The following is a 26,551-nucleotide window of genomic DNA, read 5'->3' as shown; positions in this document are numbered from 1 at the left end:
GATTAGAGTACCTCCCAGTTTGGTTCGTCAGTTGTACCCAAGGCACGTTGTGCGACTGCCATAGTACGAGCTTTAACTACACAATCCAAGGCACCCTTATCAACTGCTTTGACTTTTGCATCTGTAATTCCATATTTGTTCAATGTGTCTGTGATAACCTTTTTAATTTGATCACCATATAGTGCTTCAACTGAAGAATCCAAATCAATATTGATTCCAGTTCCCTCACTCAAAGTAATTTGAATATCTGATGATTCCAAAGTACCAGCAAGTGCTGTTTCTTTAATTCCCATTTTACTTACTTCCCTTCCTTATCAGTCTTTCTTTTAAATTTGGATAATTATTTTTAACGAATTCCCATGTTGTCTTTGGTAGGAATTCATGTAGTAAGTCTTGATCGTCATCTACAATTGCTTGGCGAACTTTTGTTGCGGAGATGATTTTGTCGTCTGCAGTTTTACGATCAATTATTTCAACATTAACTTCTGGAGGCAAAATATCTAGAAGCTCATGATTATAACTATCAGTTGTCTTTGAATATGGCTCTTTTCCAAGATAACGTGTGGTAATTCCCAGAGGCTTAGCAATTTGGTTTTTGAATAGAATTGCATCCAGTTTTGCTTGATAGGCTCCAATCTCCTGATCAGACTTTAAAAAGTAGGCTGGAAAAGTTGCAGGACTAATAATGTAATCATTCCCAGATACAACTGTCACATTCGTCAAATCCTTAACGTCCTGTTTTACTAGTTCAATACGCTCTGAATAAGTAAATAATGACACATCATTCTTCACGACAAAAACATAAACATGATCATTCTTGGAACTAGCGACTTCAACTAGTCGTCTGTGTCCCAAAGTGAATGGATTAGCATTCATTACGATTGATCCAATTTTACCTTCAAAATGTGGAAGTTTCTCAATGTATTCCGTAACACCGGGTACTCCTGTTTCTAGAATTGCCCCAGTATCACTGACAGCTAACTTTTTAAAGCCAACATATTCAAAACTCTGAACGTATTTTGGCTTGGTAAAAACGAATAAATGGAAACGTCCCATTTGTGCGGCTTGTTGCAACAAGTAACTTACAACTTGATTGAATAATGCACCGCCCTCTTTGTATTTAGAACAGACAGCAACATATTTAATCACATTACCAGCAATTGAACCCGTTGCAGCACGATCACCGTCTTCTTCCCAAAGAAAAGTCTTTTCAATTGTATTCACTTCATTAGGACTGAATTCAGTGATTCCATTTATCTCCATAAATGATTGCCATTTACGACGATAACGAGGAATTGCAATATTAATCTCACGAACTTCCATTTAAACACTTCCGATTACTATTAATTACTTGTTTTCTTCAGCATATTTAATAACTGCCAATGAAACCGTCTCTACAACACCGTTGTCAAATACACCGGGAACAATCTTCTCTGCATCAGGATTGGAAACTAGATCTGCCAATCCTTGAGCAATTGCTTGTTCCAAACCTAAAGTAACTTTCTTCAGACCTGAAGATAAGATACCCTTATATAATCCTGGGAAAACCAAGATATTATTAACTTGATTAGGATACTGACTTGAACCTGTAGCAATTACTGAAGCACCTGCTTCTTTAGCATCTTTAGGATCAATCTCAGGCTTAGGATTAGCCAAACCAAAAATAATTGGATCACTTGCCATCGTCTTGACTTGTTCTTTGTTCAAAACATCAGCGTCAGATAATCCGATGAAAACATCTTTACCAACAATCGCATCATCTAATGATTGATACTTAGTTTGGTTAGAACTCGCCGCAGCAACTTCACGTTGATACCTATTATAGGTAATGTCATCTTTAGATACTGGTCCATGAATATCAACCAATGTTAAGTCTTTAATGCCAGCTGCTAACAACAATCTAGCCGTTGCTACACCAGAAGCCCCAACACCGTTAAGTAGAACCTTCATATCTTCTAACTTTTTACCTGTAACTTTAGCTGCATTGATTAATCCAGCCAAAACAACAACCGCTGTACCTTCTTGATCGTCATGATAAACAGGAATATTAACTTCTTTAGCAAGCTTCTCTTCGATTTCAAAACATTTAGGAGCCGCAATATCTTCCAAATGAAATCCGGCAAATGATTTAGACATATTCTTTAATGTCTGAACAAATTCATCAACTGGAACTTGATCCACTGTCAAAGGAATAGCATCTACTCCAGACAAGTCCTTATACAACAAGGCCTTACCTTCTACAACCGGTAAGCCACCAGCTGGTCCAATATTTCCTAATCCCAATACCGCTGAGCCATCAGTCACAAGTGCAACTAATTTACCACTCATTGTGTACTTTGCTTTCATTTCTGGATAACGTTCAATGAACTTCGAAATAACAGCAACACCTGGTGTATATGCCTCTCCAAGTTCTCGTTTATTCTTTACATCGAGGCTAGGAGAAATACCTAGTACTCCTCGATTTTTGGCATGAAGAGATAAAATCTTATCATCATCTTCCATCCAATCATCTCCTGTTCTTTATCTCATATATAAAGATAGCACTCTTTTAAAATATTGTAAAATTTAGCTTTATTTTTTTAAAACTTTAAAAACTAATTTTAAAATATGAAAAATACTGCGATGATGATATAATTAATAAAAACACGAACAAGGAGATTCTAATGAAAGCAGAACATAATATTTTATTAGGAAATCTGGCGCAAGATTACTACTTAAGTAAAATGTCTATCAACGACATTAGTAAGAAGTACTCCATCAGTCGTTATTTGATCCTAAAATATCTAGATGAAGCATTAACAACTGGAATTGTTGATATTAATATCCATTCTGGTTACGAGAGAAATGTTGAGCTTGAACGAAAATTATTAAACAAGTTCAATATCAATCACTTATACGTCATAAAGGACCCAATAAATCCAACCAAGAGAGACGAATTGATTTCATCTTTCTCTGCGGTTCAAACACAAGCAATCATAAAAAATTGCAACGTCGTAGGGTTATCTTGGGGAGAAACAGTCTATGAAGTCTTAGACCATTTCAATAAAAGTTCTCAAGATGATTTAGTATTTACCCAATTTATGGGTGAAAACATGAAATATAAATCATCATCAGGTTCTATGCGCATGGTTCAACAAGCTGCATCAAAATATGATGTTCCTTACTACACCATGCCTGGTCCATTATATATCATAAATGATGAAGTCAGAGATGGTTTCATGGAGGAACCTTCATCAAAACGAGCCTTCGATATTGCTGAAAAAGCTGATTTGTTAATATGTGGACTCGGTACACTTGCCTCCGTGGATTCCATCGACGTATGGCACGACAACAAGACTAAGATATTCCCTAAAGTTGATCTCGATAAAATTGTCGGGATGGTCTACGGACGTCCATACGATATAGACGGTAATGTCTTAAATCTCGATGACGATAAAACCTTATCGATACCACTGAACAACATCATGAATGTTTCACGAAGATTTGCCATTGTTCAAAGTAAAGCTAAGTACAAAGCTGCACTTGGTGCTCTACGTGGTGACTTCTTTACCGATATGGTTATGACAGAGGCAATTGCTCTAAGACTTGAAAATGAAACTGATTAAACAAAAAGACGATATTGGAGGACTTCCAATATCGTCTTTTTAATGAAATCAACTACCAAAGACCGATAACTTTCATCCACAATGGTCCGACAATTCCGATTACTAATAGGTAGAAAATACCTAGAACAAAGTTCATCTTCCACCAATCACCTTGTTTAACATAACCTGATCCAGCAAGAACTGATGCAGGTCCGTTAGCATAGTGAGTTGTTGAAGCCATAACAGCTGTAATCATAGCTAATAGCATAGCTGACATTTGAGCTGGGGCACCAGCTGAAATAGCAACTGCTAAGAATGGAGCGTACATAGCTGAAACGTGAGCTGTTGCACTAGCAAATAGGTAATGTGAGTAGAATAGAACGATAGCCAATACTGCTAACATAACTACCCAACTAACACCATGTAATCCACTAGCAATACTCTTTGACATCCATGTAATGAAACCAAATTCAGTTAATTTACCAGCCATAAATACTAGAACTGATAACCAAATCAATACGTTCCAAGCACCTGTTTCGTGCAATAAATCTTTAACTGAAAGAACACCTGTAACAAGTAAGATAGAAATAGCTAGGAAAGCAACGAATGTAGCATCCATACCAATAATGCTTGAAAGCATCCATAAAACAAGAGTCAATAGGAATACTGAACCCATGATTTTTTCTGATAATTTCATCTTACCCATATCAGATAATTCTTTTTCAGCCCAACTCTTTGCGTTAGGTGTTTCTTTAATTTCTGGTGGATACATTTTATAGATGATCCAAGGAACAACTGCCAAACAAATTGCAACTGGAACTGATGCAGCAATGAACCAACCCATCCATGTCAAATTGACATGTAACTTAGCAGCTAATTGAGCTGTAACCAAGTTAGGAGCCATAGCTGTCATAAATAATGCACTAGTTAATAAGTTTGCGTGAAATTCTGTAAATACTAGATAAGCACCCATTTTTCTTTGAGTACCATCTTCTGTTTTTGAACCAAATGTTCTAGCAAGTGATTCAATAATTGGATATACAACACCACCAGCACGTGCTGTATTACTTGGAATAGCTGGTGAAGTAACAAGATCAATACCCATGATTGAATATGCTAATCCCAATGTACGTTTACCAAATAATCTAACGAAGTACAAAGCAACACGACGTCCCAAGCCGGTCTTAATAATACCACGTGATAACATGAATGCCATTGCAATCAACCAAGCGGCTGAATTACTGAAAGCTGACAAACTTGTCTTCATGTCTGATAGACCAACACCAACTGTCAATGTAAATCCGATCAGAGTAACACCGGCAATTGATAGAGGTTGTGTGATACATCCAATGATAGTACCAACGAATATTGCTAACATATGCCAAGCTTCAACGCTTACACCACTTGGTCTGATTCCTGTTGTAAACCAGATAATTAATCCAATTACAACAGGCCAAATAAATCCCTTATATTTAACCTTTTCTAACATATCTTCCATCTCCAAGAACTAACATACTTTTTATCAACTATTTTATATAAACTATTTAACCGTTAAGCTATCCAATACTTCTTGCATCTTTGTTGCTGAATGTTGCATTTTATGAACTTCTTCTGAACTCAAGGCTGTTTCAATAACACCGGCAATACCACTACCATTAATTACAGCTGGTGTACCAATATATAATTTTTCTTCCAATCCATAATGATGTTCGATTGGAGCAGATACTGGTAATACAGTATCTTGGTTCTCTAAAATTGCTTTACAAATTTGTGATAGACTACGAGCCACACCATAGAATGTTGCACCCTTCAAGCCAATAATCTTACCACCTTTTTTACGTACCTTAGTTTCGATATCTGACTTAACGTCTTCGGTCAAGTCTAGACATTCACTCAATGACTTACCTGCAACTAAAGCCTCATCAAAATTAACGAAAGAAGTATCACCGTGTTCACCTAAAACATATGCGTTAACTTGGTTGACTGGAACATTACATGTCTTAGCAAGAACAACGTGCAATCTAGCAGTATCAAGTGATGTACCAGTTCCGATAACTTTTTCTCTTGGGAATCCTGACAATTTTTGCGTTAATGTTGTCAAAATATCAACAGGATTACTCGAAACAACAAAAATTCCATCAAATCCGCTATCTACTATTGGACCAACAATTGATTTCAAAATCTTTTCGTTCTTTGCGACAAGATCCAATCTTGTCTCACCTGGTTTACGAGGAATACCAGCAGTAATAACTGCAATGTCAGCATCACTAGCATCATCATATGAACCAGAATGGACATTAACTGGTGAACTCATAGAAGTAACATCCTCTAGATCTAGAGCATCCCCTTGAATCTTATCCTGCTTAATATCGACAATAACCAATTCATCTAAGAAATCAGTATTTTGTAATAATGAAAAAGCAAAGGATGATCCAACAGCTCCATCTCCAACAAGAAGAACTTTGTTTTTACGTACCATATTGAAACCTTCTTTCTACTAATACAAATCCTTGTATCATCTTTCACAAACATAATAACACAAAGTAATGTGATTTTGTTAACAAAATGCAAAATATACCGAGAATTTTTAAGTTTTTAAAAATAGTTGTTTATTTTTTTACAAGTTTTTTAAATTTTCTTGTAAGCGTTGACATAAAATTGTGAAAAAAAAGCCACCTTGGCAGGTGGTTTCTATTTAATAAAGCTAACTTGTTTACTTATCTCTTTAATTTTCTCTTCTTTGCGACGATTGAATTCAACCTTATTCTTTTCGAATAGATTATCCCCATTAGTATCTATTGATACTATCAATGGACCAAAATCCTTAACTTGATTGACCCAAAGTGTTTCAGGCATCCCTAGATCCTTCCATTGTGCATCAATGATACGTTGTACCTTTGTGGCAGCATACACGGCATTTCCAGCTGGATATACCAGATGCAGTGCTTTGTAATTCTTACATGCACGCTCAGTCCCAGGACCCATGCCACCTTTACCAACAATCAATTTAACACCTGTTTCTTTAACAAATTGTTCTTCAAACTTTTCCATACGACTACTTGTCGTTGGACCAACCGCAACCATTTCATAACTGCCGTCATCTTTTTGACGAACAATTGGGCCAGCGTGTAAAATTGCTTTTCCTTTTACGTTAACTGGTAATTTACGTTTTTCCTCAACAACACGACGGTGGGCAACATCACGACAGGTTACAATAATACCATCTAAGTAGACAATATCACCGATACGAATATCTGCTAAATCTTCATCTTTGATTGGTGTTTTTAAGTGAAATTCTCTCATATCTCTACTCCTTTGTTTAATGGTAATTCATAATTTAAATCTCCATCTAATACAATACGACCACGACGATGTGACCAACAACCTACACTCAATCCAACACCAATAGTTGATGGATGACGAGCTGTATTAACAATATTGACTCCCATAACTGACTTCTTGCCACCTAATCCTTGTGGTCCCAAACCAATATAATTGATTCCATCTTCGAATAATCTTTCCATCTTAGCCGCATTAGCATTAGGACTTACACTATCTACACGTCTCATCAAAGCTAACTTCGAATTCATTGCAGCCATTTCAACCGAATTAGCAACTCCGATCCCTACTAATAACGGTGGACAAGCATTAATACCATAACTAGTCATTTGATCCATGACGAAACGGACAATTCCTTCATATCCTTCACCAGGCATAAGTACTTTAGCAATACCAGGTAATGAACAACCACCACCGGCAAGATAGACATACATATCAAGCTTGTCACTATTCCCATCAATCTCAGTAATAATATTGGGAACACCTTTACCGATATTCAAACCAGTATTGAATTCATCAAAGGTCTGAACGGCATTATGACGTAATGGAGCTTCCTTAGTAACTTCGACTACTGCATCTGTCAGAATGTCATGCAACTCTCCAAGTAATGGAAAATTACTACCAACTTTAACGAAGAATTGTACGACACCAGTATCCTGACAACTTGGTCGCTTGAGCTTTTCAGCCAGCATTTGATTTTCCTTCATTGTGCTATAAACCAATTCTTGTAGTGGATCGACTTCAATTTTTGATAACTCCACTAATTTCTTATTAACATCGTCTGGTAAACGACGACTAACAATCTTCATATAACTTACCAACATATCACGTAATCTAATCGCCTTTGGAGACAACGTTTTTGTTTCATACTCATAAGTAGCTACTGACATTTGACTACCTCCCTTATTTCTGACTACATGATACGATGCACAGACAAACTAAACTATCCGTTAGTCATTCAATTTGCGTTATGACCATCTCATTAAATTTGGTCAATTTTGCCATAATTATTTTGAACAATGGCAATTACACACTATGCTTTTGGCGATAAAATTAGTCTTTAATACATCACACAACAATATTTATAGTAAAAATTACCCCTAGGTCTTTTTTGTCATTTGACTATTAGAGTTAATTGCGGGAAAGGAGCTATACATCTAAATTATAAATAAAGGAAGGGATTATTATGCCAGAATACAAGGTAACAGTGAACTATGACGAACTAATTTATGAAATTGGCAGCTATCATTATAATTGGCATCCTGACATTGAACTACTCTGGTTACTAACCGGTACAGTTGAGGCCAATGTCGAAGGTGAAGTCTTTACTATGGCACCAAATGATTTGTTAGTAATCAATCCAAACCGTGGGCATGCGACATTTTCTAAAGTTGCTAATAGTGTGATGCTTAGGATACATATTAGACCAGAGGCTTTGAAAATCACTGGGTCTAACTATAATTCTGGAAAATTTCAGTTAAATACTGTAGCTGAGCACATCAATCCATTATACGAACCCATTCGTTCATCCCTTGCCAATCTAACTTATCCTGATAATAAGTTGTCGCAGACCTCTGCATACTTTGATTTTCTCAAACTGCTATCAAGATTTTATATACCTGATAAATCGTACAATACAACTATGGCAACTCCTAAACATCAAAACGCTATATCGAAGCTAACAGAATACTTAGAAAATCATTTTAGTGAAGAAATCTCACTTTCAATGCTGGCTAAACAAGTTAACTATTCACCGACTTATTTATCTAAGTTACTAAAATCACAACTAGGAATTACTTATTCCGAATACGTCACACGCTGTCGCCTTCAACAGGCAATTCGAGAATTGACCAGAAGTACTGACAATATTTCTTCAATCGCATATCAGGTTGGATTCCACGATTTAAAAATATTTAATCAAAGCTTTAAAAAACACTTCGGTATGACGCCAACTTCGTACAGAAAACAATTAACACCTAATTTGGTCAAATCTGATAGTAAATTCAAGCAGGAGCTTAGTTTAGATAATAAACACTTATCTGAAAAAATTATTAAAAGCCATTTGCAAATTGAAAATAATAATAGTCCATGCCGTACTTGTGAATTTCGTAAATATCAGAAAAAGTATAAATCACTTATGAGTGATATTCAGAGTGTGGTCAAACATAATTAAGACAAAAAGACCCAGGTAAAATATTTCTATTTTTACCTGGATCTTTTTGAATAGTTTAATAGTTGTAAAAAGTTATGATTAGTTCTCATGAATCATTATTTAGCTGTCCAAGAAAAGGCAATACAAGTTGGGCTACCTGTTTCTGCCATTAACGTTGGCTCAGTTAAAGTGCCATCATCTCCCTTCGTGTAACGATAAATAGTATGAGTATTCTTATTGGCAATATACAAATGACGTGCTGTAGGACCAAAAACAATAAATCTTGGATGGTGACCCATGCAACTAACATTGTCAATTAATGTTAAATAGCCTGTCTTTTGGTCAATGCTATACCACGTAACAGAATTATCTGACCTATTTGATACATAAACATACTTACCATCATTATCCATAGCAACGCCACTTGCCCAACAATCTCCAGTCTTAGTGTCCGGCATTGTACTCAAAATTTGCATTGGGATAGCTGCACCATTGACTTCATCGTACGAGTAATAGCCAATAGTACTATCCTTTTCACTTACCAAATAAGCAAACTTACCATTTGGATGCATTGCGACATGACGCGCTTCAGCACCCAATCTAGTCTTACGTTCAAAGACTTGTGTCAGTTCACCACTATCGGGATCAAAATCAAATACAACGACCTTACTTACCCCAGCTTCACGTCCTTGACAAGGTACTAATATTCGTTTACCAGTTTTGTCAAAACAAATCATATGAGGATGTGATACATCATCTTCGGTAATACCTTTAACAATTTTTCTTGATGCAACTTTGATAAGTTCACCAGTTTCAACATTCCGTTCAACTGTCACAACATCTCCAGTTTGTAAAAATGGAATAACTAAGAAACGGTTATTTGCGGACATTATTACATGAACAGGATTCTTTGCATCTAGAGTAATTGAGTTAAGTCTTTCCAATTTCCCATTTTCCAAAATTTTAAAAGCAGTAATGTCCCCAAAATCACCATGAATCGCATATAGGAATTTTTTAGTATTATCAAGTGTTAAAAAAGATGGATTTTCTAAATCCTTAGTTATGTTTAATAAATCCCAGCCACCTTGATCATTAACACCATAAACTGATATTCCTTTACCAATGGCATGACGTGCTTTGGTCGTACGACAGCCAACGTAAACGTACTTACGATAATTCATAATAATATCTCCTAATATAAGTATTTTTATGCTTTGTTGTGTTCAATTGGTTGAGCATCTACACTTGCACTCTCACAGCTAACCGTCTTATGGGCAAGTTTCATGACCAATTTGTAAATGGTCATTATGATAAGTGGTGTCAATAATGCTACGAAAACATCATTTATTCCAAATGGATCACCCATAACAAACCAAACTGTAGAAATAATTGCTGTACCAACTAATGAAATATTTGCTCCACGAGTATCAGTAAAATGTGGTAGGTAGAATGCCACAACGGCAACGATAGCAATTGAAACACGAACTGCTTTAGTAAAGAATGACATAGATAATACTTGTGGTGTGATTGATGCAAAAACAATTGGCAATAGACCAACAACAACAGAAATAATTCTAGTTACACGTAATTGTTGTTTAGGTTCTGGTTTCCAGTGTGGAACATAAAAATCTTGAACAATTAATGACACAGCACCTAGTGACAGTGCACTGACAGCGATGAAAACTGCGGCTAATAATCCAGTTGCGACAATAGTAGCCAATCCGATATTCATATGACCGATGAATACTGACAATGCATACAAACTATTAATCTTAGGAAATAGATAACGGGCACAAACACCAATCAAGGCCAAGATAAATGCTAATGGAAGTGTAATTCCAGCAGCTAAGAATGTTGCTTTTTGCGCACTCTTAGCATTTTTTGATGATGAAACTGACTGCAAAATATATTGTGTTGAAAAGATCGAACCAGTTGAAGTAATGATCCAACCAATTATTGTTCCCCAGCCAATCTTACCTGCTCCGGTGAAATAATAGTGGGGCAATCCGTGCATAACTGGACCAAGTCCTTTAGTTAAGAACAAGGCAACTGCTAATGTAATAACTAATCCTAAATACTTAACAAAAGTATGAATAGCCGTAACATATGCGACACTTTTCATACCACCAATACAGAAGTAAAAGGTACCGACGATACCAACAACGATCATTGCTACGTTGAGATTCATATTTAAAATAGTCGAAAGAATACTTGCACCACTAATATAGTTAGCCACATTAGTTAAAAATAGTGCGTAAATCATAATAATAGAAACGATGTACTTCGTTGATGGACCAAACTTGTTTTCCAAGATACCTGAAATTGTGAAACCGCCAGTTCCATACAACTTCTTAACAATGAAAAGTCCATAAATTATAAATCCTATTGTGGCAGCGATTACAGACCACATAGCAGCAACACCACTAGAGAATGCGGTTTGTGCAGTCCCAACCAAAGTAACTGCTCCAATAAACTGAGACATCAATAAAACACCAATAATAAAGGTTGGCAGCCCACGACTACCAGTCATAAAATCATCATTAGTTTTGCCGCTCCATCTAACACTTAAATAGCCGGTTAAGATTATATACGCGACTACCACGCCAAGAATAATAATGACGGAAGTTGATCCAAGTTTCATAAGTTTCGCCCCCATAAGTTAATTTCAAAATAGTTTTTGGATATTAATTCAAAATCAGGCAATTATTTATTACAAGTTATCAATCAATTTTGTTACATAGTCATTTGTTGTGAAATTATTATCAACGTTTGGTAAATCAGCTTTATTACTCAGCTTATTTAACGCACTGGATAATCGGTTTGCTTGATCAGTGTAACCAATATGATCTAACAGCATTACAACAGCACGCATCAAACTACGCGGATCAGCATAATCTTCCAAATGATGTTCAAATAGCCATGGTGCGGTTCCGTGAATAGCTTCAAAAATTGCATAGTTATCACCAATATTAGCTGATCCAGCTGAGCCAAGTCCACCTTGTAACTGAGCCGCAATATCAGTAATGATATCACCATACAAATTAGGCAGGACTACAACTTGAAGCTGATTACCAAATTTGGGATCATGCAGATTAGCAGCCATTGCATCAACAAAATATGGAGTTAATGTGATGTTTGGATAATCTTTAGCAACTTCTTGGCAAGCTTTAACAAAATTACCATCTGTTAATTTAACAATGTTTGCCTTAGTAACAACTGCAACCTCAGTCTTGCCATGTGCATCAGCATACGCAAAAGCTTTATGAGCAAGTCTAGTGGCTTCTTTCTTAGTCAAAACTACGAAATCAATTGCTAATTCATCGTCCACGGCTAGTCCCTTACTACCAAATAAATATGGTCCTTCAATATTCTCTCTAAAGAAAGTCCAATCCTGATTTCCAACTTGCATTGGACGAATACTTGCATATAGGTCCAGATTTCTACGTAAAAAGGCATTAGCACTTTCAACATTTTTTGATCCATCATTTCCACGTGGTGTGACCATTGGTCCCTTTAATAACACTGGATATGTTTTAATTTGATCCATAACCTCGCTTGGAACCGCCTCACCAGCAGCAGTTCTTGCTTCTATGGTACATCCAGTTATATCTTCAAGATGAAGCTTTCCTGAACCAATCTCAGGAGACATCAAGTAATTCAGAACTCGTTTAGCTTGATGTATTAATCTAGGTCCAATGCCATCCCCTGGTAGAATGCCAATAGTATTCGTTTTTAATTTTGGAGTGACTTGGTTATTGAGTTTATCCTCACGATCTTTCTCTTCTGAAATAATATCTGAAAACGCATCTGAAACACTTTTTTTAATTACACTATCCATAAGTTCTCGCCAACATTTCTTTCTTATCTAAATTGATTAAGCAACCAGATAACAATATTTTCCTTTCATCATTAGTAAGTTCACCGATTTCAAAAGTATAGGTTGTCCAATTACCCTCATGGAATAGGTAACCTTTCAGTTCACCGCTCTTTTGATTTAGAAAATCATGAATACCTGTGAGATACAAATAATCTTCAGGTGAAGCTTCGAAGTTTTGATTTAATAGTGGCAAGATACCCCAATTTATCAAGTTTGAACGATATCTCTTTGTAGCGTATTCACGTGCAACATTGACCATACCACCAAGAACCCTTTGACATGACGCAGCTTGTTCACGCGCTGAACCATCTCCAGGGCGATTTGCATAGATCATGCTTCCAAGCATTACTTGATCAACATCTACATCTGGAAAATCCTTTTTCATTGCATCATAAACAATTCCTAAATCCGGATCAGCTTCTGTTGGATTTTCTGAAGAAAGGCGTTCGTGTTCAGCTTTGCGCATAGTCTTTGCACGTCCAACATATTCTGGAACTTGACGTGATAATGCAAAGCTAGCTAATCTTTCTGGATTAGAACGATAACTCGAAGTGTCACCTGATGGAATCAATTCATCAGTTGTTGTAACAGGTTCATCCAAGTAAGCACCAATCTTAGTTAATAACTGATCAGGCATTTCAGAGAATTTAGGCCAATCTTTAATGTTTGGTCCAAAGATTAATGATTGATCTTTATTGGCTTTTCCTTCTCCATGGAAAATCAAATTTTGATAAATCTTTGGATTAAAACTATAAATAGGCTTAATCGGTTCTTCAAAATCAATGTCAGTTGCGGCAGTAATTGCTCCACCGTTCAAAGCACTTGCAGCAATTGAACGTGCATCCATCAATGCTACTGATGAAAGTTGTCCTTCCTGTGGCTTTGAACCTTCTCTATGAATAAAGTTTCTAGTCGTATGGCGAATAGCTAATGTATCATTAGCTGGTGTTTCACCACCACCAAAACAAGGTCCACAAAATGCCGTCTTAAATATTGCTCCCGAGGTCATCATCTTAGATGCATCCCCTGAATCAACTAGGTACTGATAGATTGGCATACTTGATGGATAAATCGATAATGGGAATTCCATTGTACTAATTGGATTACCATCCAAAATCTTAGCAGCAGCACGAATGTTGCCATATGTTCCACCAGCACATCCAGCAATTGATCCTTCTTGTGCATACAATCTGCCATTACGGACTTTATTTCTTAAATGAAGATGTAAATTATCTCCATCCAATTGAGATTCAGCATTATGTTCAACTTCAGCCAAAATTTCATCTAAATTATCATTCAAATCATGAATACTAAAAGCATTACTTGGATGGAATGGTAATGCAATCATTGATTCAATCTTACTTAGGTCAATTTCAATGCTTCTGTCATAATAAGCTCCATCATCGGGTGATAACTTCTCATAGTCGTCTTCACGTCCATGTGTCTTCAACCAGCCCTTGACAGTATCATCAGTCTCCCAAATTGACGATAAGCAAGTTGTTTCAGTTGTCATGACATCAATTCCGTTACGAAAATCCTGATCTAGAGAATGGATACCAGGTCCGACAAATTCCAAAATGCGATTCTTAACGAATCTCTTGTTGAACACTTCTCCGACAAGTTTCAGTGCAACATCTTGTGGTCCAATACCCGGACGTGGCGATCCAGTCAAATATACCGCGACAATTTCAGGATAATCTACATCATAGGTTTTGCCCATCAGTTGTTTGACCAATTCACCGCCACCTTCGCCAATGGCCATTGTTCCAATAGCTCCATAACGAGTATGACTATCCGAGCCTAGAATCATCTTTCCGCAACCCGCCATCATTTCACGCATATATTGGTGAATAACAGCCACATTAGGTGGTACAAAAATTCCACCGTATTTTTTAGCAGCTGACAAACCAAATCTATGGTCATCCGCATTGATTGTTCCGCCGACTGCACAAAGACTGTTATGGCAGTTGGTTAATACATATGGCATGGTGAAATGATCGATTCCAGATGCTTTAGCAGTTTGAATTATACTGACATAAGTTATGTCATGCGATGCTATTGCATCAAAACGTAGCTTCAAATGTTCCATTGAATCACTAGTGTTATGCTTTTTTATTATTTGATATGCCATCGTTTTTTTTCGACCATTTTCAATTTCATCATGGCTCTTACCTTCGGCATTGATCCAACGACCATCTTTATAAAACTGTCCATTATCATGCAGTAACATGCTCATCACTCCTGTTTCTCATTTGATTCAATCTGCCACCCCATTTAACGGTTTCAATATCTTCAATACTTAATGGTGTTGTGACAAAGAACTTGATATTTTGTGTTTCATTTGTGACAGTAATGTCTCCGTCAGGTGTCATTTCATTCAAATTTATTTTTAGATCATCGCCTTGATTAATGGCTTGATAATCTTCATCATTCTTAAACGTTAGAGGAACAACTCCCCAATTTACCAAGTTAGCTAAGTGTAATCTAGCAAAGTCTTTGGCAATAATTGCTTTAATACCCAAGTAACGTGGGATAATAGCAGCTTGCTCACGGCTCGAACCTTGTCCATAATTCTCACCCGCAACTAAAATGCCACCATTTGCAGCTTTGGCACGATCTGGGAACGTAGTATCAATTGTCATAAATGAATGCCTTGAAATTTCTGGAATATTAGAACGGATTGGTAAATACAATGCTCCAGCTGGACAAATATGATCAGTCGTAATGTTGTTAGGAAGTTTGAGCAATACCTCTCCTGACTCTGTATCTTGATGCCTGTCGAAATGAGGAATTGGCTTTAGATTTGGACCATAATGTACTTCATCAACATGGATTGGATTATAGAATAAATTGTCCAATTGAATAAATTCATTAGGTAAATCATAATGATATTCTGGAAAATCAAGATCACGTGGATCAGTAATTACTCCTTTAATAGCTGATGCTGCAGCGGTTTCTGGTGCTGCCAAATATACTTGGTCATCTTTGGTACCACTACGTCCTGGGAAATTACGTGGTGTAGTTCTGACTGATACACCATGTGTTTGTGGAGCAAACCCACATCCATTACATCCACCACACATTGGTTCAAAGATTCTAATACCTGCGTTAACTATAGGATTAAAGAACCCTCTCTTGATACTCTCAGCAATTACTGTTTTTGTTGAAGGATAAAGTGCAGCATCGACTGTGTCACTTACTTCATTGTTTTGGAAAATATTTGCTAACGATTTAACATCATTAAGCGCTGTGTTTGTACAACTACCTAACATTACTTGATCAATTTTTGTTCCTTCTACTTCACGAACAGGAACTACTTTACCTGGAGACGAAGGTAAGGCAATCAACGGAACTAATTTGTCCAAATTGATTTCAATTACATCATCATATTGGGCATCTTTATCAGCAGACAATGGAATCCAATCCTCTTCACGATGGAATGCATGCATCCACGCTTTAGTATTTTCATCACTTGGAAATATTGAAGATGTTGCTCCTGTTTCAGCACCCATATTGGTAATTGTTGAACGTTCAGCAACGTTTAATGTCTTAACACCGGGGCCAGTGTATTCGAGGATTTTACCAACTCCACCTTTGACATCGATTCTTCTAAGAACTTCAAGAACAATATTCTTAGCTGAAACTTTTTCTGGTAAATGTCCTGTTAAATGAACATTTGTAATGTATGGCATTTTTATATATAATGGCTCACCAGCCATTGCCATCGCAGCATCAAATCCACCAACACCAATGGCCAACATTCCTAAACCACCTTGGCAAGGAGTGTGTGAATCACCACCGATCAAAGTCTTACTAGGAATACCAAAGTATTCAAGATGAAGCTGATGACAAATACCACTACCTGGACGTGCACAAACAACCCCATATTTAGATGTCATCTCTTGTAAGAAACGATGATCATCAGCATTCTTGTAATCAGCTTGTATCATATTATGATCCATATATTGAACAGATAGCTCAGTTTTCACATGATCAATACCTAATTGATCTAGTGCCAAAAAAGTCATAATTGCGTTAAGATCATGACCCAAAGTTTGATGAGCTCGAATACCTATTCTACTGCCTCTCTTAGTCATATCACCATACACTATGGAACGTTTTATACATTTTTCTGCAACTGTTAAACCCATTATATTTCACGACCTTGCTTGTGATTTTGTTTACAAACTTAGTATAATAGCTGCTAGTCATACTGTAAAATATGGTATTATTATGTTAGCCATTACCAAAAGTTATGGAGGCAACAAAATGGATTTTAAAGACGTCAAGATATGGCTTACCTTATACAAGGAGCTCAATATTACTAAGACAGCTGAAAAACTATATTCATCACAACCTGCCCTGACAAAGCGCATCAAAAAAATGGAAGATGAATTTCAAACGCCCTTGTTAATTCGTGAACATAGTGGAATTCAATTCACACCCGCTGGAAAAAAATTAATCAAACACTGTCAAATCTTAAAAGATGAATACAATACTATGCAGGCAGATATGTTCAGTAACAAAAACAAATTGCAGGGTTCCCTATCAATTGGTGTTACTGCAATTTTTGCTAGATATCGACTTCCAAACATGTTAAAGACATACCTAAAAGAGAATCCACACGTCAATATTAGTGTTAAGACAGGACACAGCTGGGATGTCTATCCTCTACTAAAAAATAGAGAAACTTCTGTTGGTATATTGCGCGAGGGTTACGCATGGAACGATGAAAAGAAGTTGCTAAGTGATGAACCCCTATGCTTAGCAAGCTTAAAAGAAATCAGTTTTGACCAATTAAGTGACTCTGATTATATTCAATACAAAACAGATCCCTATTTGAACGATCAAATAAATCATTGGTACAATGAAAGATTCTCTGAACTACCAGCAGTTAGAATGAATACTAGCAACATCGATACAGCACTGGCATTTGTTGAAGCAGGATTAGGTTGGACAATTCTACCAAAAATAGTTTTAGATAACTTTAATGGCTATACTAAACCACTAACATGGATAAGCGGTAGACCATTCAATCGTTCAACTTGGATATGCTATCGAAAGGAAAGCCTGAGATCTCCGGTAGTTGCCAGTTTTGTAGACTATATTATTAAGCAATATCATGTAGATTAATTACTAATTTATGTGCAAAAAGTTCTGGTATTTAAATAAACTAGGTTAAAATAAACTTGTACCATCGAAATAATAAAAATGAATAAGCGAGGAGTTTCAATTTGACAGTAATCTACCCTGTAGCTATTACCAATAATGGACCTAGCAATAAAATTTCATGCGTTGTTTCAATTAACAAAATGGTCAGTTACAAATATGTGGTTGGATTTGAAAATTTTGAACACAGCATCCCTCCGTCTAAAAACTAAATTTAACGATTAAAATATTAAAGACAGGTAAAACTTAAAAATTTTACCTGTCTTTTTTCAACCAAAAAAGGCTCTAGACATTACATCCAAAGCCTTAACATTAAAGTAAATATTTAGAATCTTTCTCATGATCAAACGAAGTTAAAATCTTAGGTCCATCATCAGTAATTACTATCGTATGTTCATATTGACAACTCAAACTACCATCAACAGTTCTTATCGTCCATCCATCATTTTCATCTGGTTCGCTACATTCAAAACTTCCAACATTGATCATGGGTTCAATTGTTATTGTCATTCCGGCTTTCAGTCGCATACCATGGCCAGGCTTACCGTAATGAGGAACATCAGGTTCCTCATGCATCGTTGGACCAATTCCATGACCTATATAATCTCTGACTACGCCATACCCTAACTCATTTTCAGCATAATCCTGAATTGCAAATCCAATATCGCCTATCCTATTACCGACAACCGCTTGGTCAATCCCTTTATACAGTGCTGTTAAAGTTACGTCCATTAGGTTTTTTACCTCCGGACTAGCTGCACCAACTACCAATGCATGGCAAGCATCACTTAAATATCCGCGGTAGTCAATAACCGTATCTAATTTAATCAAATAGCCATCTTTAACAATAATATCCTTACTTGGACAACCATGACAAATCATGTCATTAACACTAATACAAGTGGAATACTTATAACCCTCAAAGTTGAGTTCTCCTGGAGTAGCACCATGTTCGGTAATATATTTGTACGAAAAATTATCAATATCCCAAGTTGATAATCCTGGTTTCACATATTTCTCAAGTTCATGAAACAAACCAGTTAAAATATCACCAGCTTCTTGCATGCCCTTTATTTCACGTGTTGACTTTAATGCTATCATTTTTTCCCTCTCAAAATCTAATTATAATTTTTTATGATAAATAAAATATGTCATCTTTTGGTTTAATGGCTGACTTGGTTCATGTGCCCTAACTGCAAAATCCCTTATAAAACCTCTATGTTCATAGAACTGATAAGTACAATTGCTATCAGTATACAAATAAATATTCTTTCCTGAATAACGTCTTGATAATTCCGATAATAGCTTTGAACCGACTCCTTGTCCATTAGCCTCAGGATCAACAGCAAATAAGGACAATTCACCATCAAGCTTCATTTTTTTCTCCAATTCTCGCAACATTTCAGCATTAACTTGATCATACACACCTGATTCAGATCCAAAACCAATATTAACTATCCTATTTGCCAATGTAGAATAATTTTTATTGAATAATCCTTGATCAACTAACACTTCGTTGTTAAATCTACCAAAAATAGCACCTCTAAATTGATTGTTATCATCATATGCACCCAGAGCCACTGTCGCATGAGAGTATTCATAACGAATAAGATATTCTGAATACATCTTTTCTAAAAACTTAGATTTAGTATATCTGTCAAAGTGCATTCCAATAGATGAAAACTCAGCTAACTTAGAAAGGTCTTTTTTATTAATTTGCTTAATTTTTATAATTATATTACCTCCGAAAACAATCAATTAAATTGATTATTAAATGATATATTAACCCTTTATTCAATGTAGACATTATAGCATTTTGTGAGCTTTTTTCTTCTAACTATCCACTAAACCATACTATTATTCGGGTAAAGAATTGAAGTGAGAAAAATGACTAAATATATTGACGTAAAATATCCTGATGGATCAGAAAAAAAATTTGAAAGTATTTCTTACATCGATAATGATGCTACCTTTTTAACATTAGATAATAACTTCAATGAATTCCACATTAGAATTCCTACTCAATCCGTCGCTCCCAAACTGTATTTTTATGTAATTGATGGTCATGATATAAATGACTCTTTAATAGAGAAACTACCTAACAATTACACTGCAGATACTGCTTTTATTAGATTATTCGATGGTAAATACAATATTCATGCAAAAGAAAAAATAAAGTTAGACGGTAAATACTCAGCTTATATTAGTGGCGATAATATTATATTTGTAAAAGATACAAAAAACCAGAAAGATTAAATTAAAATCTTTCTGGTTTTTGTTATCTAAGGTGAGTACAGGATTTGAACCTGCGCGCCGATATTAATCGGTTCGCCGGATTTCGAGTCCGGTGCATTACCACTCTGCCAACTCACCATAATAAGAGGCCTTCACCTCTACTATTATATTATTAATATTGCATCAAAGTAAACATATCATACCCTTTAATTTTGTCACGACCATGAAGATCTTTTAACTCAATTAAGAAAGCAGTTCCGACAACAATTCCACCTAGTTTCTCAACTAAATCAATTGTTGCGGCCAATGTTCCACCAGTTGCCATTAAATCATCAACGACAAGAACCTTTTGTCCAGGTTTAACAGCATCTTTTTGCATATACAATGAGCTTTGTCCGTATTCCAAATCATAAGTTACTGATTCAGTTTCACGAGGCAACTTGCCCTTTTTACGTGCTGGGGCAAATCCAACTCCCAATTTATAAGCAACTGGACATCCTACGATAAATCCACGTGCTTCGGGTCCGGCAATCATTTCAGCACCACGGCTCTTAGCATATTCAACTATTTCATCTGTTGCGGCTGCGTATGCTTTGCCGTCCAACATTAATGGTGAAATGTCACGAAATAGTACACCTGGCTCTGGAAAATCCGGAACATCAGCAACATATTTCTTAAAATCAATATCCATCTTTTAATTTCTCCATTCAACCTAACAGTGACAATCGTAGTCGCTCATCCACGATAACAAATTGTCAAAATCAGACTCAATTAATATTTTTTCAACATCATTGCGTTGTAATCTCTTAAGATATGTTGGAGATTCAATCAATTCGCGTTGTTGTGAAGCATTAGCTTTTTCAACAAAGCCATTTACCATTTTAACAAAATCTAGCTCAAAAAACACTTTTAAATAGAAATCTATATCAGTTTTTTTGTAACCTAAATATTCAGCTACTAGATCCATACCATCTACCTTAACATTTTGATGAGTATATAAATATTTCAAAAAACTTTTCATAGCTATCATATCAGGCTTTAGGTAGCGATTTGTCAAATTAGTATGTAAATACAAAGCAACGTGACTAGTTTGATTCTTTTTAATGAATTCTTTAAACAATTCAAGGTTGTGTGGACGATCATAAATCAAAATATTCTTTCCATCACAAGCCTCATTATACATGATTAGTTTCACACTTGGGTGTTGACGATTTGCGGCTTCATAATAAGTTGAATTAAAGAAAACAACTGCGTCAAATTTATCTAATATTGCAGCTGATATTTGTTTATTTCGATAATCAAAATAGACATTTTTTAACTTTTCAATTTTTAATCCTTCTGAAGAAACTTCAAAATCATCAAGCATTAATTGTAAATTCTTGCGCCCTGCCCATTCATTTATTCCTAACTCTCCATAAACATCACAGATATCTGTATTCATACCTTCAGCTTTTGAAAACATCCCAAAACCTATGGCACTAACTTGTTGATTATTATCAGTAACATTAGCCTTTAAATGAGTTCCATCTTTACCAATCGATTTAACTTGAGATAACGATACATTGCCCAACTTTATAACTGGCTTTGGATTACCCATACCAAATGGAGCTAGACGATTTATTTCCTTAATTAAATCAAAGTTCAGTTGACTCATATCAAGATTCAAATCAAAATATTTTGAAACTGAGCCTTCTGGATTAAAATTCTGCTTGGCAGGTTCTTCCAAAAGTAAAGGTGTTAATTTTTCTAACCCTTCTTTTGAAATCGAGAATCCACATGCCTGTGCATGACCACCAAAACTAGCAAATAATTCATTATGGGCATTCAGAGCATTAAACAAATTGAATCCTTCAGGACTTCTTCCCGAACCCTTATAAAGTTTAGAATCTTCATCATATTGCATAACTAACGCTGGCTTATTCTCTTGTTCAACAGCACGACTAGCAACAATTCCCAAAATACCTTGGTGCCAATTCTCACTTTTTAGAATCAAAACACCATCATCTTTTTGATCAACAATTTGTGATTCTGAATCATTAAAAGCCGTTGCAACTAATTCTTGTCGTTTAGAATTTATTTCTTCAGTTTCATCAACAATTTCTTTAGCAAAAGAAACATCCCCAGTAGTAAGCAATTCCACACCAGAAGAGGCATTAGTTAATCTACCTAAAGCATTAATTCTTGGGGCAATTTTAAAACCAACATCTTCCTCTGTCATCTGATTGATTTTTAATTTGCATTTTTTTATTAATGCTCCCAAACCAACATGATTGTTGTCTGCCATACGTTTTAATCCTTCAGTAACAATTACACGATTCTCTCCTAATAACGGCACAGAATCCGCAATAGTACCAATAGCGGCTAAATCAATCAATTCCAGAGCATCATCACCTAGCAATGCATCGGCAATTTTAAAGGCTACACCGGCACCAGACAAATATGGGCAAATATATTCTGAACCTGGAATCGTTGGATGAACGATTGCATCGGCTTCGGGTAACTCATCGGGTAAGTCATGATGATCAGTTACTACTACTTTTATACCTTGATCTTTCAAGTACTTGATTTCATCTTTACCACTAACACCATTATCAACCGTAATCAGTAAATCGATATTTTGATCAGCCAAGAACTTGTAAACGTCTAAGTTAGGACCATATCCATCTTTAAAACGATCCGGAATATAAAAAATGGGTTTAACACCCAACTTTTGAAGCGTTAACTTCATAATAGAAGTACTAGTTACACCATCGGCGTCATAATCACCATATATAGCTATCTTACTTCCACTTTCAACTGCCTCATCGATAACCTCAAGGGCCTTGTCCATATCATGTAAGCCAAAAGGATCTTGCAATTCAGTTATATCTGCGTGAATAAAGTCATCTATATCCGACTTCGTAGTTAAATCACGTGACATCAATAGTTCAGCCAAAATTGGACTGACATTGTTTTCATTTGAAAAATCTGAAATCTCTTTTTTAGTGGGATTTTTTCTTTTTTCCCAATTGATTAATACCACTACATCACCTACTAACTAAATCATTATAACAGTCTTTATCACAAAAAAATAAGCTTGACATTTGCCAAACTTATTTAGAAAATACCGCCAATGTACTCTTATTTGCAGGCATACTGCTTACTAATGAAGCCTGAATAGCCCAACGATTAGTTCCGCCATCTGCACAGGTTATTAATGTTAATAACTTCTGTCCCTTTTCATCGTCTAACAAGTACACTGCCGTTGGAGGGACAATTTTTTTATAAAAAATCTTGTACGTGTAAACACGCTTCATATTAGTAATATAAGCTAAATCACCTATTTGAGCATTCTCCAAGGGAGAAAACAAGGCACCCTTAGCCGTCATATAGTGGCCAGCTAAAGCATAATTATTTTGTCCCATTTTTTCATGTTCCTTCATAGTACCACCACCAGTGGAGAGAGAATTATCACTTAATCCCTTCACGATAGGAAGATACATTTTAACTGAAGGAACAGCCATCTTACCAATGACCGCTGCATCATTATTAACTGATGCCTTAGCCACTTGCGATGCTGTTAATGGTTTAACTTTTTTAAAATCAAACTCACCTTGTTTATTCTCATTCTTTTTAACTTTAGACGCCGTTAATGAATTCAAATGTTGATCTGATATTCGTCCAACAGCATACTCTTTAATAGGCTCATTAAAAATTAACGCTAAAGCTACTAATAATAGAACAACCGTCCCTAAAATTGTAAAAAATTTCTTCATGGCTCTTCATTCCGTTCAGATAATTTTATTTTTATAATAATATATTAAAGCATAACACAAAAAAAGTTAAATTTTTAAGCCACAGTTAAGCTATGAACCTTAAAATACGATAATACGTTATAATAGACTTAATTCAATATCGGAGGTAATTTTATGAGTATTCTTGTACTTGGTGGTGCGGGCTATGTTGGCTCACATACCGTTGATCATTTATGCAACATGGGCTATGACGTTGTTGTAGCTGATAATTTGGAAACTGGTCATAGGGAAGCCGTTAATGATAAAGCAAAGTTTTATCAAGGTGATGTTCGTGATAAGGAATTTTTGATTAAATTATTCCAAGCTGAAGACATTACAGATGTAATTCATTTTGCAGCCTTCTCTGTTGTTCCTGAGTCGATGAAAGACCCTCTTAAATATTTCGATAACAACACTTACGGAATGATTTCTCTATTGGAAGTTATGAATAACTTCGATGTTAAACATATCGTGTTCTCATCCACTGCCGCAACGTATGGAGAACCTAAACAAATTCCTATCAAAGAAACTGATCCAACTATTCCAACTAATCCATATGGTGAAAGTAAACTTGCTATGGAAAAGATTATGCATTGGTCAGATGTCGCATATGGAATTAAATTTATTGCATTGCGTTACTTTAATGTTGCTGGTGCCAAGGCTGACGGTACTATTGGTGAAGATCATAATCCAGAGACTCACTTAATCCCCGTTGTTCTACAGACAGCTGCTGGTCAACGTGATAAACTAACAATTTTCGGTGACGATTACGATACTAAAGATGGTACTAATGTCCGTGACTATGTACACGTTGAAGATTTGGCTGAAGCACATCGTCTAGCAATGGAATATCTTCGTGCTGGCAATGATAGCAACATCTTCAACTTAGGTTCATCAAATGGCTTCTCAAATAAGGAAATCTTGGAAGCAGCACGCGAAGTAACTGGCAAAGAAATACCTGCCGAAATAGGTCCACGTCGTCCTGGAGATCCAAGTACTTTAATTGCTGATTCAACTAAAGCACGTAAAGTTCTTAATTGGAAACCACAATACGACGATGTTCATAAAGTTATTGAGGATGCATGGAACTTTAAAACTAAGCATATGAATGGTTATGAAGACTAATTTCAAATGTACGATACCGAGCGGTATCGTATTTTTTTATCCCAATTTTCATGTAATTATTAGTTATATGGTTCTCTAAATTAATAAATGTTAAAATAATATTACAATTATTAAGTAATGGATCATTTATTATCGTGAGGGGGAAACAAATGAAACTGACAAAAAACGAAATAATTCGCTATAGTATCTTTGTAGCAATTTTTCTAGTTTTGCTAATATATCCAGGGCAAACGGTAAATCTCTTTAAACTAGTGTATTCCGTCTCTCTACCATTGATTATCGGTGGTGCACTTGCATACTGTATCAATCTATTAAGTAGCGCTATGGAGAGGTGGTTCTGGCCTAACGCAAAGAAAAAATGGTTAATTGGATTGCGGCGACCGATTGCTTTACTAATGGCAATTGTAATAATCATTGCTGTAATTGCCTGGGTACTTAGATTAGTATTGCCACAGTTTATTACAGCAATTGGCAGCTTCTTTTCTAGCCTCCCTGATGTAATTGATAATTTAAATAAATGGTTAAATAACTCTAGCCAAGCAAACTACATTACATCCCAACTCGAAACAACGCAAGTTGATTGGGCTTCAATTCAGTCTAAAATAATGAAATTCGTTTCAACTGGTCTTTCAGGAATCTTCTCGTCATCCATTTCTATTTTTGGCAGTTTATCAAAGGGAATTTTCAATTTTATTCTGGCTTTCACTTTCGCTATCTATTTAGTCAGTGGCAAAGAGAGAATTGCTAATCGATTAAATCGTGTTTTAGATGCCTTTATCTCCAAAAAAATAATGTCAAAGACAAGATATGTTTTAAGGATAACTGATAATGCATTCTCCAGCTTTATTAGCGGTCAAACTATTGAAGCATTCATTCTTGGTACATTATGCGCACTAGGAATGTGGATCTTTAAATTTCCAAGTGCCCTACCCATTGGTGCTTTAGTTGGTATTACCGCATTAGTTCCAATGATTGGTGCCTGGATTGGTGGTGGTGTAGGATTTGTTCTTATCGCTGTCACATCACCCCTTCAAGGTGTTCTATTCGTTATCTACATTATTATCTTGCAACAAATTGAGAGTAATCTTATATATCCACGAGTTGTTGGTGGATCAATTGGACTACCTGGTATATTAGTGCTAGCTGCAATCACCATCGGTGGTGGTTTAGCTGGTATTATAGGGATGTTATTGAGCGTTCCAATTGCTGCAACAATTTATCAATTAATAAAAAATGCTACATTAAGAAAAGAAAATAATGCACCAAAAAAGGCTGTCGAATAAAAATTCGGCGGCCT

General features: G+C 35.8%; 23 protein-coding genes and 1 tRNA gene. 6 read left to right on the top strand and 18 right to left on the bottom strand.

Translation table 11 applies throughout. The features are described from left to right. Window positions 1-2: 2 nt before the first annotated feature. From citD to EKM79_RS00745, 3 genes are read right to left on the bottom strand one after another with little or no spacing between them, the layout of a single operon-like run. Window positions 3-293, bottom strand: coding sequence for a citrate lyase acyl carrier protein (gene citD / locus EKM79_RS00755; protein ID WP_125565218.1), 291 nt, complete (start codon window positions 291-293; stop codon window positions 3-5). A gap of 1 nt (window position 294) precedes the next feature. Further along, window positions 295-1,323, bottom strand: coding sequence for a [citrate (pro-3S)-lyase] ligase (gene citC, locus EKM79_RS00750; RefSeq protein WP_125565217.1), 1,029 nt, complete (start codon window positions 1,321-1,323; stop codon window positions 295-297). Window positions 1,324-1,347: 24 nt separating this feature from the next. Continuing rightward, the gene (locus EKM79_RS00745) at window positions 1,348-2,502 is read right to left on the bottom strand and encodes an NAD(P)-dependent malic enzyme (RefSeq protein WP_125565216.1); all 1,155 of its coding nucleotides are present in this window, start codon (window positions 2,500-2,502) and stop codon (window positions 1,348-1,350) included. A gap of 161 nt (window positions 2,503-2,663) precedes the next feature. On the opposite strand from EKM79_RS00745, the gene EKM79_RS00740 reads away from it, so the two are divergent. Continuing rightward, on the top strand, window positions 2,664-3,605 hold the full coding sequence (locus tag EKM79_RS00740) for a sugar-binding transcriptional regulator (protein WP_125565215.1): 942 nt from the start codon (window positions 2,664-2,666) through the stop codon (window positions 3,603-3,605). 52 nt (window positions 3,606-3,657) lie between these two features. Here the strand turns inward: EKM79_RS00740 and EKM79_RS00735 are convergent, their stop codons facing one another. The 4 genes from EKM79_RS00735 to ttdA form a co-directional block, all read right to left on the bottom strand. After that, complete coding sequence (locus EKM79_RS00735; RefSeq protein ID WP_125565214.1) at window positions 3,658-5,082, bottom strand: DASS family sodium-coupled anion symporter; 1,425 nt, start codon at window positions 5,080-5,082, stop codon at window positions 3,658-3,660. Between the two features lie 42 nt (window positions 5,083-5,124). Continuing rightward, a complete protein-coding gene (locus EKM79_RS00730) occupies window positions 5,125-6,063 on the bottom strand; it encodes an L-lactate dehydrogenase (RefSeq protein ID WP_125565213.1) in 939 nt (312 codons plus the stop codon). A gap of 212 nt (window positions 6,064-6,275) precedes the next feature. After that, the gene (gene ttdB / locus EKM79_RS00725; RefSeq protein WP_125565212.1) at window positions 6,276-6,887 is read right to left on the bottom strand and encodes a L(+)-tartrate dehydratase subunit beta; all 612 of its coding nucleotides are present in this window, start codon (window positions 6,885-6,887) and stop codon (window positions 6,276-6,278) included. Then, a complete protein-coding gene (ttdA, locus tag EKM79_RS00720; protein ID WP_125565211.1) occupies window positions 6,884-7,813 on the bottom strand; it encodes a L(+)-tartrate dehydratase subunit alpha in 930 nt (309 codons plus the stop codon). Before ttdA ends, ttdB begins: the two co-directional genes overlap by 4 nt. Before the next feature lie 296 nt (window positions 7,814-8,109). Between ttdA and EKM79_RS00715 the strand changes: the two genes are divergently transcribed. After that, complete coding sequence (locus EKM79_RS00715) at window positions 8,110-9,096, top strand: helix-turn-helix domain-containing protein (protein WP_125565210.1); 987 nt, start codon at window positions 8,110-8,112, stop codon at window positions 9,094-9,096. Window positions 9,097-9,191: 95 nt separating this feature from the next. Here EKM79_RS00715 and EKM79_RS00710 read toward each other — a convergent pair whose 3' ends face one another. The 5 genes from EKM79_RS00710 to EKM79_RS00690 all read right to left on the bottom strand — a co-directional run bounded on the left by EKM79_RS00710 (window position 9,192) and on the right by EKM79_RS00690 (window position 17,103). Beyond that, on the bottom strand, window positions 9,192-10,256 hold the full coding sequence (locus tag EKM79_RS00710) for a lactonase family protein (RefSeq protein WP_125565209.1): 1,065 nt from the start codon (window positions 10,254-10,256) through the stop codon (window positions 9,192-9,194). 26 nt (window positions 10,257-10,282) lie between these two features. Then, complete coding sequence (locus tag EKM79_RS00705; RefSeq protein ID WP_125565208.1) at window positions 10,283-11,716, bottom strand: sodium:solute symporter family protein; 1,434 nt, start codon at window positions 11,714-11,716, stop codon at window positions 10,283-10,285. 69 nt (window positions 11,717-11,785) lie between these two features. Beyond that, a complete protein-coding gene (locus tag EKM79_RS00700; protein ID WP_125565207.1) occupies window positions 11,786-12,913 on the bottom strand; it encodes an isocitrate/isopropylmalate family dehydrogenase in 1,128 nt (375 codons plus the stop codon). After that, a complete protein-coding gene (locus tag EKM79_RS00695) occupies window positions 12,906-15,182 on the bottom strand; it encodes a hydratase (protein WP_125565206.1) in 2,277 nt (758 codons plus the stop codon). Before EKM79_RS00695 ends, EKM79_RS00700 begins: the two co-directional genes overlap by 8 nt. Further along, window positions 15,169-17,103, bottom strand: coding sequence for an aconitate hydratase (locus EKM79_RS00690; RefSeq protein ID WP_125565205.1), 1,935 nt, complete (start codon window positions 17,101-17,103; stop codon window positions 15,169-15,171). The genes EKM79_RS00695 and EKM79_RS00690 overlap by 14 nt, the downstream gene beginning before the upstream one ends. Window positions 17,104-17,221: 118 nt before the next feature. On the opposite strand from EKM79_RS00690, the gene EKM79_RS00685 reads away from it, so the two are divergent. Further along, complete coding sequence (locus tag EKM79_RS00685; protein WP_164505960.1) at window positions 17,222-18,085, top strand: LysR family transcriptional regulator; 864 nt, start codon at window positions 17,222-17,224, stop codon at window positions 18,083-18,085. Between the two features lie 348 nt (window positions 18,086-18,433). On the opposite strand, the gene map is transcribed toward EKM79_RS00685, so the two are convergent. Together map and EKM79_RS00675 are read right to left on the bottom strand one after the other, a co-directional pair. Beyond that, window positions 18,434-19,222, bottom strand: a complete 789-nt coding sequence (map, locus tag EKM79_RS00680; RefSeq protein ID WP_125565203.1) for a type I methionyl aminopeptidase — start codon at window positions 19,220-19,222, stop codon at window positions 18,434-18,436. 21 nt (window positions 19,223-19,243) lie between these two features. After that, window positions 19,244-19,879 carry a GNAT family N-acetyltransferase gene (locus tag EKM79_RS00675; RefSeq protein ID WP_125565202.1) on the bottom strand — a complete coding sequence of 212 codons (636 nt, stop codon included), beginning with the start codon at window positions 19,877-19,879 and terminating at the stop codon, window positions 19,244-19,246. Window positions 19,880-20,008: 129 nt separating this feature from the next. On the opposite strand from EKM79_RS00675, the gene EKM79_RS00670 reads away from it, so the two are divergent. Then, entirely contained in the window at window positions 20,009-20,377 is a 369-nt protein-coding gene (locus EKM79_RS00670) for a hypothetical protein (protein WP_125565201.1), read from the top strand. A gap of 29 nt (window positions 20,378-20,406) precedes the next feature. On the opposite strand, the gene EKM79_RS00665 is transcribed toward EKM79_RS00670, so the two are convergent. The 4 genes from EKM79_RS00665 to EKM79_RS00650 all read right to left on the bottom strand — a co-directional run bounded on the left by EKM79_RS00665 (window position 20,407) and on the right by EKM79_RS00650 (window position 24,111). Then, window positions 20,407-20,494 (bottom strand) — tRNA-Ser (locus tag EKM79_RS00665). A gap of 34 nt (window positions 20,495-20,528) precedes the next feature. Continuing rightward, a complete protein-coding gene (locus EKM79_RS00660; protein ID WP_125565200.1) occupies window positions 20,529-21,047 on the bottom strand; it encodes an adenine phosphoribosyltransferase in 519 nt (172 codons plus the stop codon). Between the two features lie 21 nt (window positions 21,048-21,068). Then, a complete protein-coding gene (recJ, locus tag EKM79_RS00655; RefSeq protein WP_125565199.1) occupies window positions 21,069-23,378 on the bottom strand; it encodes a single-stranded-DNA-specific exonuclease RecJ in 2,310 nt (769 codons plus the stop codon). Between the two features lie 70 nt (window positions 23,379-23,448). After that, complete coding sequence (locus tag EKM79_RS00650) at window positions 23,449-24,111, bottom strand: class A sortase (protein WP_125565198.1); 663 nt, start codon at window positions 24,109-24,111, stop codon at window positions 23,449-23,451. Between the two features lie 153 nt (window positions 24,112-24,264). On the opposite strand from EKM79_RS00650, the gene galE reads away from it, so the two are divergent. Both galE and EKM79_RS00640 read left to right on the top strand, forming a co-directional pair. After that, the gene (galE, locus tag EKM79_RS00645; RefSeq protein ID WP_125565197.1) at window positions 24,265-25,254 is read left to right on the top strand and encodes a UDP-glucose 4-epimerase GalE; all 990 of its coding nucleotides are present in this window, start codon (window positions 24,265-24,267) and stop codon (window positions 25,252-25,254) included. 149 nt (window positions 25,255-25,403) lie between these two features. After that, on the top strand, window positions 25,404-26,537 hold the full coding sequence (locus EKM79_RS00640) for an AI-2E family transporter (RefSeq protein WP_125565196.1): 1,134 nt from the start codon (window positions 25,404-25,406) through the stop codon (window positions 26,535-26,537). Window positions 26,538-26,551: the final 14 nt, after the last annotated feature.

It is taken from the genome of Companilactobacillus insicii, assembly GCF_003946015.1.
Taxonomy (GTDB): domain Bacteria; phylum Bacillota; class Bacilli; order Lactobacillales; family Lactobacillaceae; genus Companilactobacillus; species Companilactobacillus insicii.
This window is presented reverse-complemented; position numbering and strand designations above follow the sequence as displayed.

Bases quoted from the DNA above. Each gene is read 5' to 3' on its own strand.
- citD (WP_125565218.1), bottom strand. From the start codon at position 293: ATGGGAATTAAAGAAACAGCACTTGCTGGTACTTTGGAATCATCAGAT.
- citC (WP_125565217.1), bottom strand. From the start codon at position 1,323: ATGGAAGTTCGTGAGATTAATATTGCAATTCCTCGTTATCGTCGTAAA.
- EKM79_RS00745 (WP_125565216.1), bottom strand. From the start codon at position 2,502: ATGGAAGATGATGATAAGATTTTATCTCTTCATGCCAAAAATCGAGGA.
- EKM79_RS00740 (WP_125565215.1), top strand. From the start codon at position 2,664: ATGAAAGCAGAACATAATATTTTATTAGGAAATCTGGCGCAAGATTAC.
- EKM79_RS00735 (WP_125565214.1), bottom strand. From the start codon at position 5,082: ATGGAAGATATGTTAGAAAAGGTTAAATATAAGGGATTTATTTGGCCT.
- EKM79_RS00730 (WP_125565213.1), bottom strand. From the start codon at position 6,063: ATGGTACGTAAAAACAAAGTTCTTCTTGTTGGAGATGGAGCTGTTGGA.
- ttdB (WP_125565212.1), bottom strand. From the start codon at position 6,887: ATGAGAGAATTTCACTTAAAAACACCAATCAAAGATGAAGATTTAGCA.
- ttdA (WP_125565211.1), bottom strand. From the start codon at position 7,813: ATGTCAGTAGCTACTTATGAGTATGAAACAAAAACGTTGTCTCCAAAG.
- EKM79_RS00715 (WP_125565210.1), top strand. From the start codon at position 8,110: ATGCCAGAATACAAGGTAACAGTGAACTATGACGAACTAATTTATGAA.
- EKM79_RS00710 (WP_125565209.1), bottom strand. From the start codon at position 10,256: ATGAATTATCGTAAGTACGTTTACGTTGGCTGTCGTACGACCAAAGCA.
- EKM79_RS00705 (WP_125565208.1), bottom strand. From the start codon at position 11,716: ATGAAACTTGGATCAACTTCCGTCATTATTATTCTTGGCGTGGTAGTC.
- EKM79_RS00700 (WP_125565207.1), bottom strand. From the start codon at position 12,913: ATGGATAGTGTAATTAAAAAAAGTGTTTCAGATGCGTTTTCAGATATT.
- EKM79_RS00695 (WP_125565206.1), bottom strand. From the start codon at position 15,182: ATGTTACTGCATGATAATGGACAGTTTTATAAAGATGGTCGTTGGATC.
- EKM79_RS00690 (WP_125565205.1), bottom strand. From the start codon at position 17,103: ATGGGTTTAACAGTTGCAGAAAAATGTATAAAACGTTCCATAGTGTAT.
- EKM79_RS00685 (WP_164505960.1), top strand. From the start codon at position 17,222: ATGGATTTTAAAGACGTCAAGATATGGCTTACCTTATACAAGGAGCTC.
- map (WP_125565203.1), bottom strand. From the start codon at position 19,222: ATGATAGCATTAAAGTCAACACGTGAAATAAAGGGCATGCAAGAAGCT.
- EKM79_RS00670 (WP_125565201.1), top strand. From the start codon at position 20,009: ATGACTAAATATATTGACGTAAAATATCCTGATGGATCAGAAAAAAAA.
- EKM79_RS00660 (WP_125565200.1), bottom strand. From the start codon at position 21,047: ATGGATATTGATTTTAAGAAATATGTTGCTGATGTTCCGGATTTTCCA.
- EKM79_RS00650 (WP_125565198.1), bottom strand. From the start codon at position 24,111: ATGAAGAAATTTTTTACAATTTTAGGGACGGTTGTTCTATTATTAGTA.
- galE (WP_125565197.1), top strand. From the start codon at position 24,265: ATGAGTATTCTTGTACTTGGTGGTGCGGGCTATGTTGGCTCACATACC.
- EKM79_RS00640 (WP_125565196.1), top strand. From the start codon at position 25,404: ATGAAACTGACAAAAAACGAAATAATTCGCTATAGTATCTTTGTAGCA.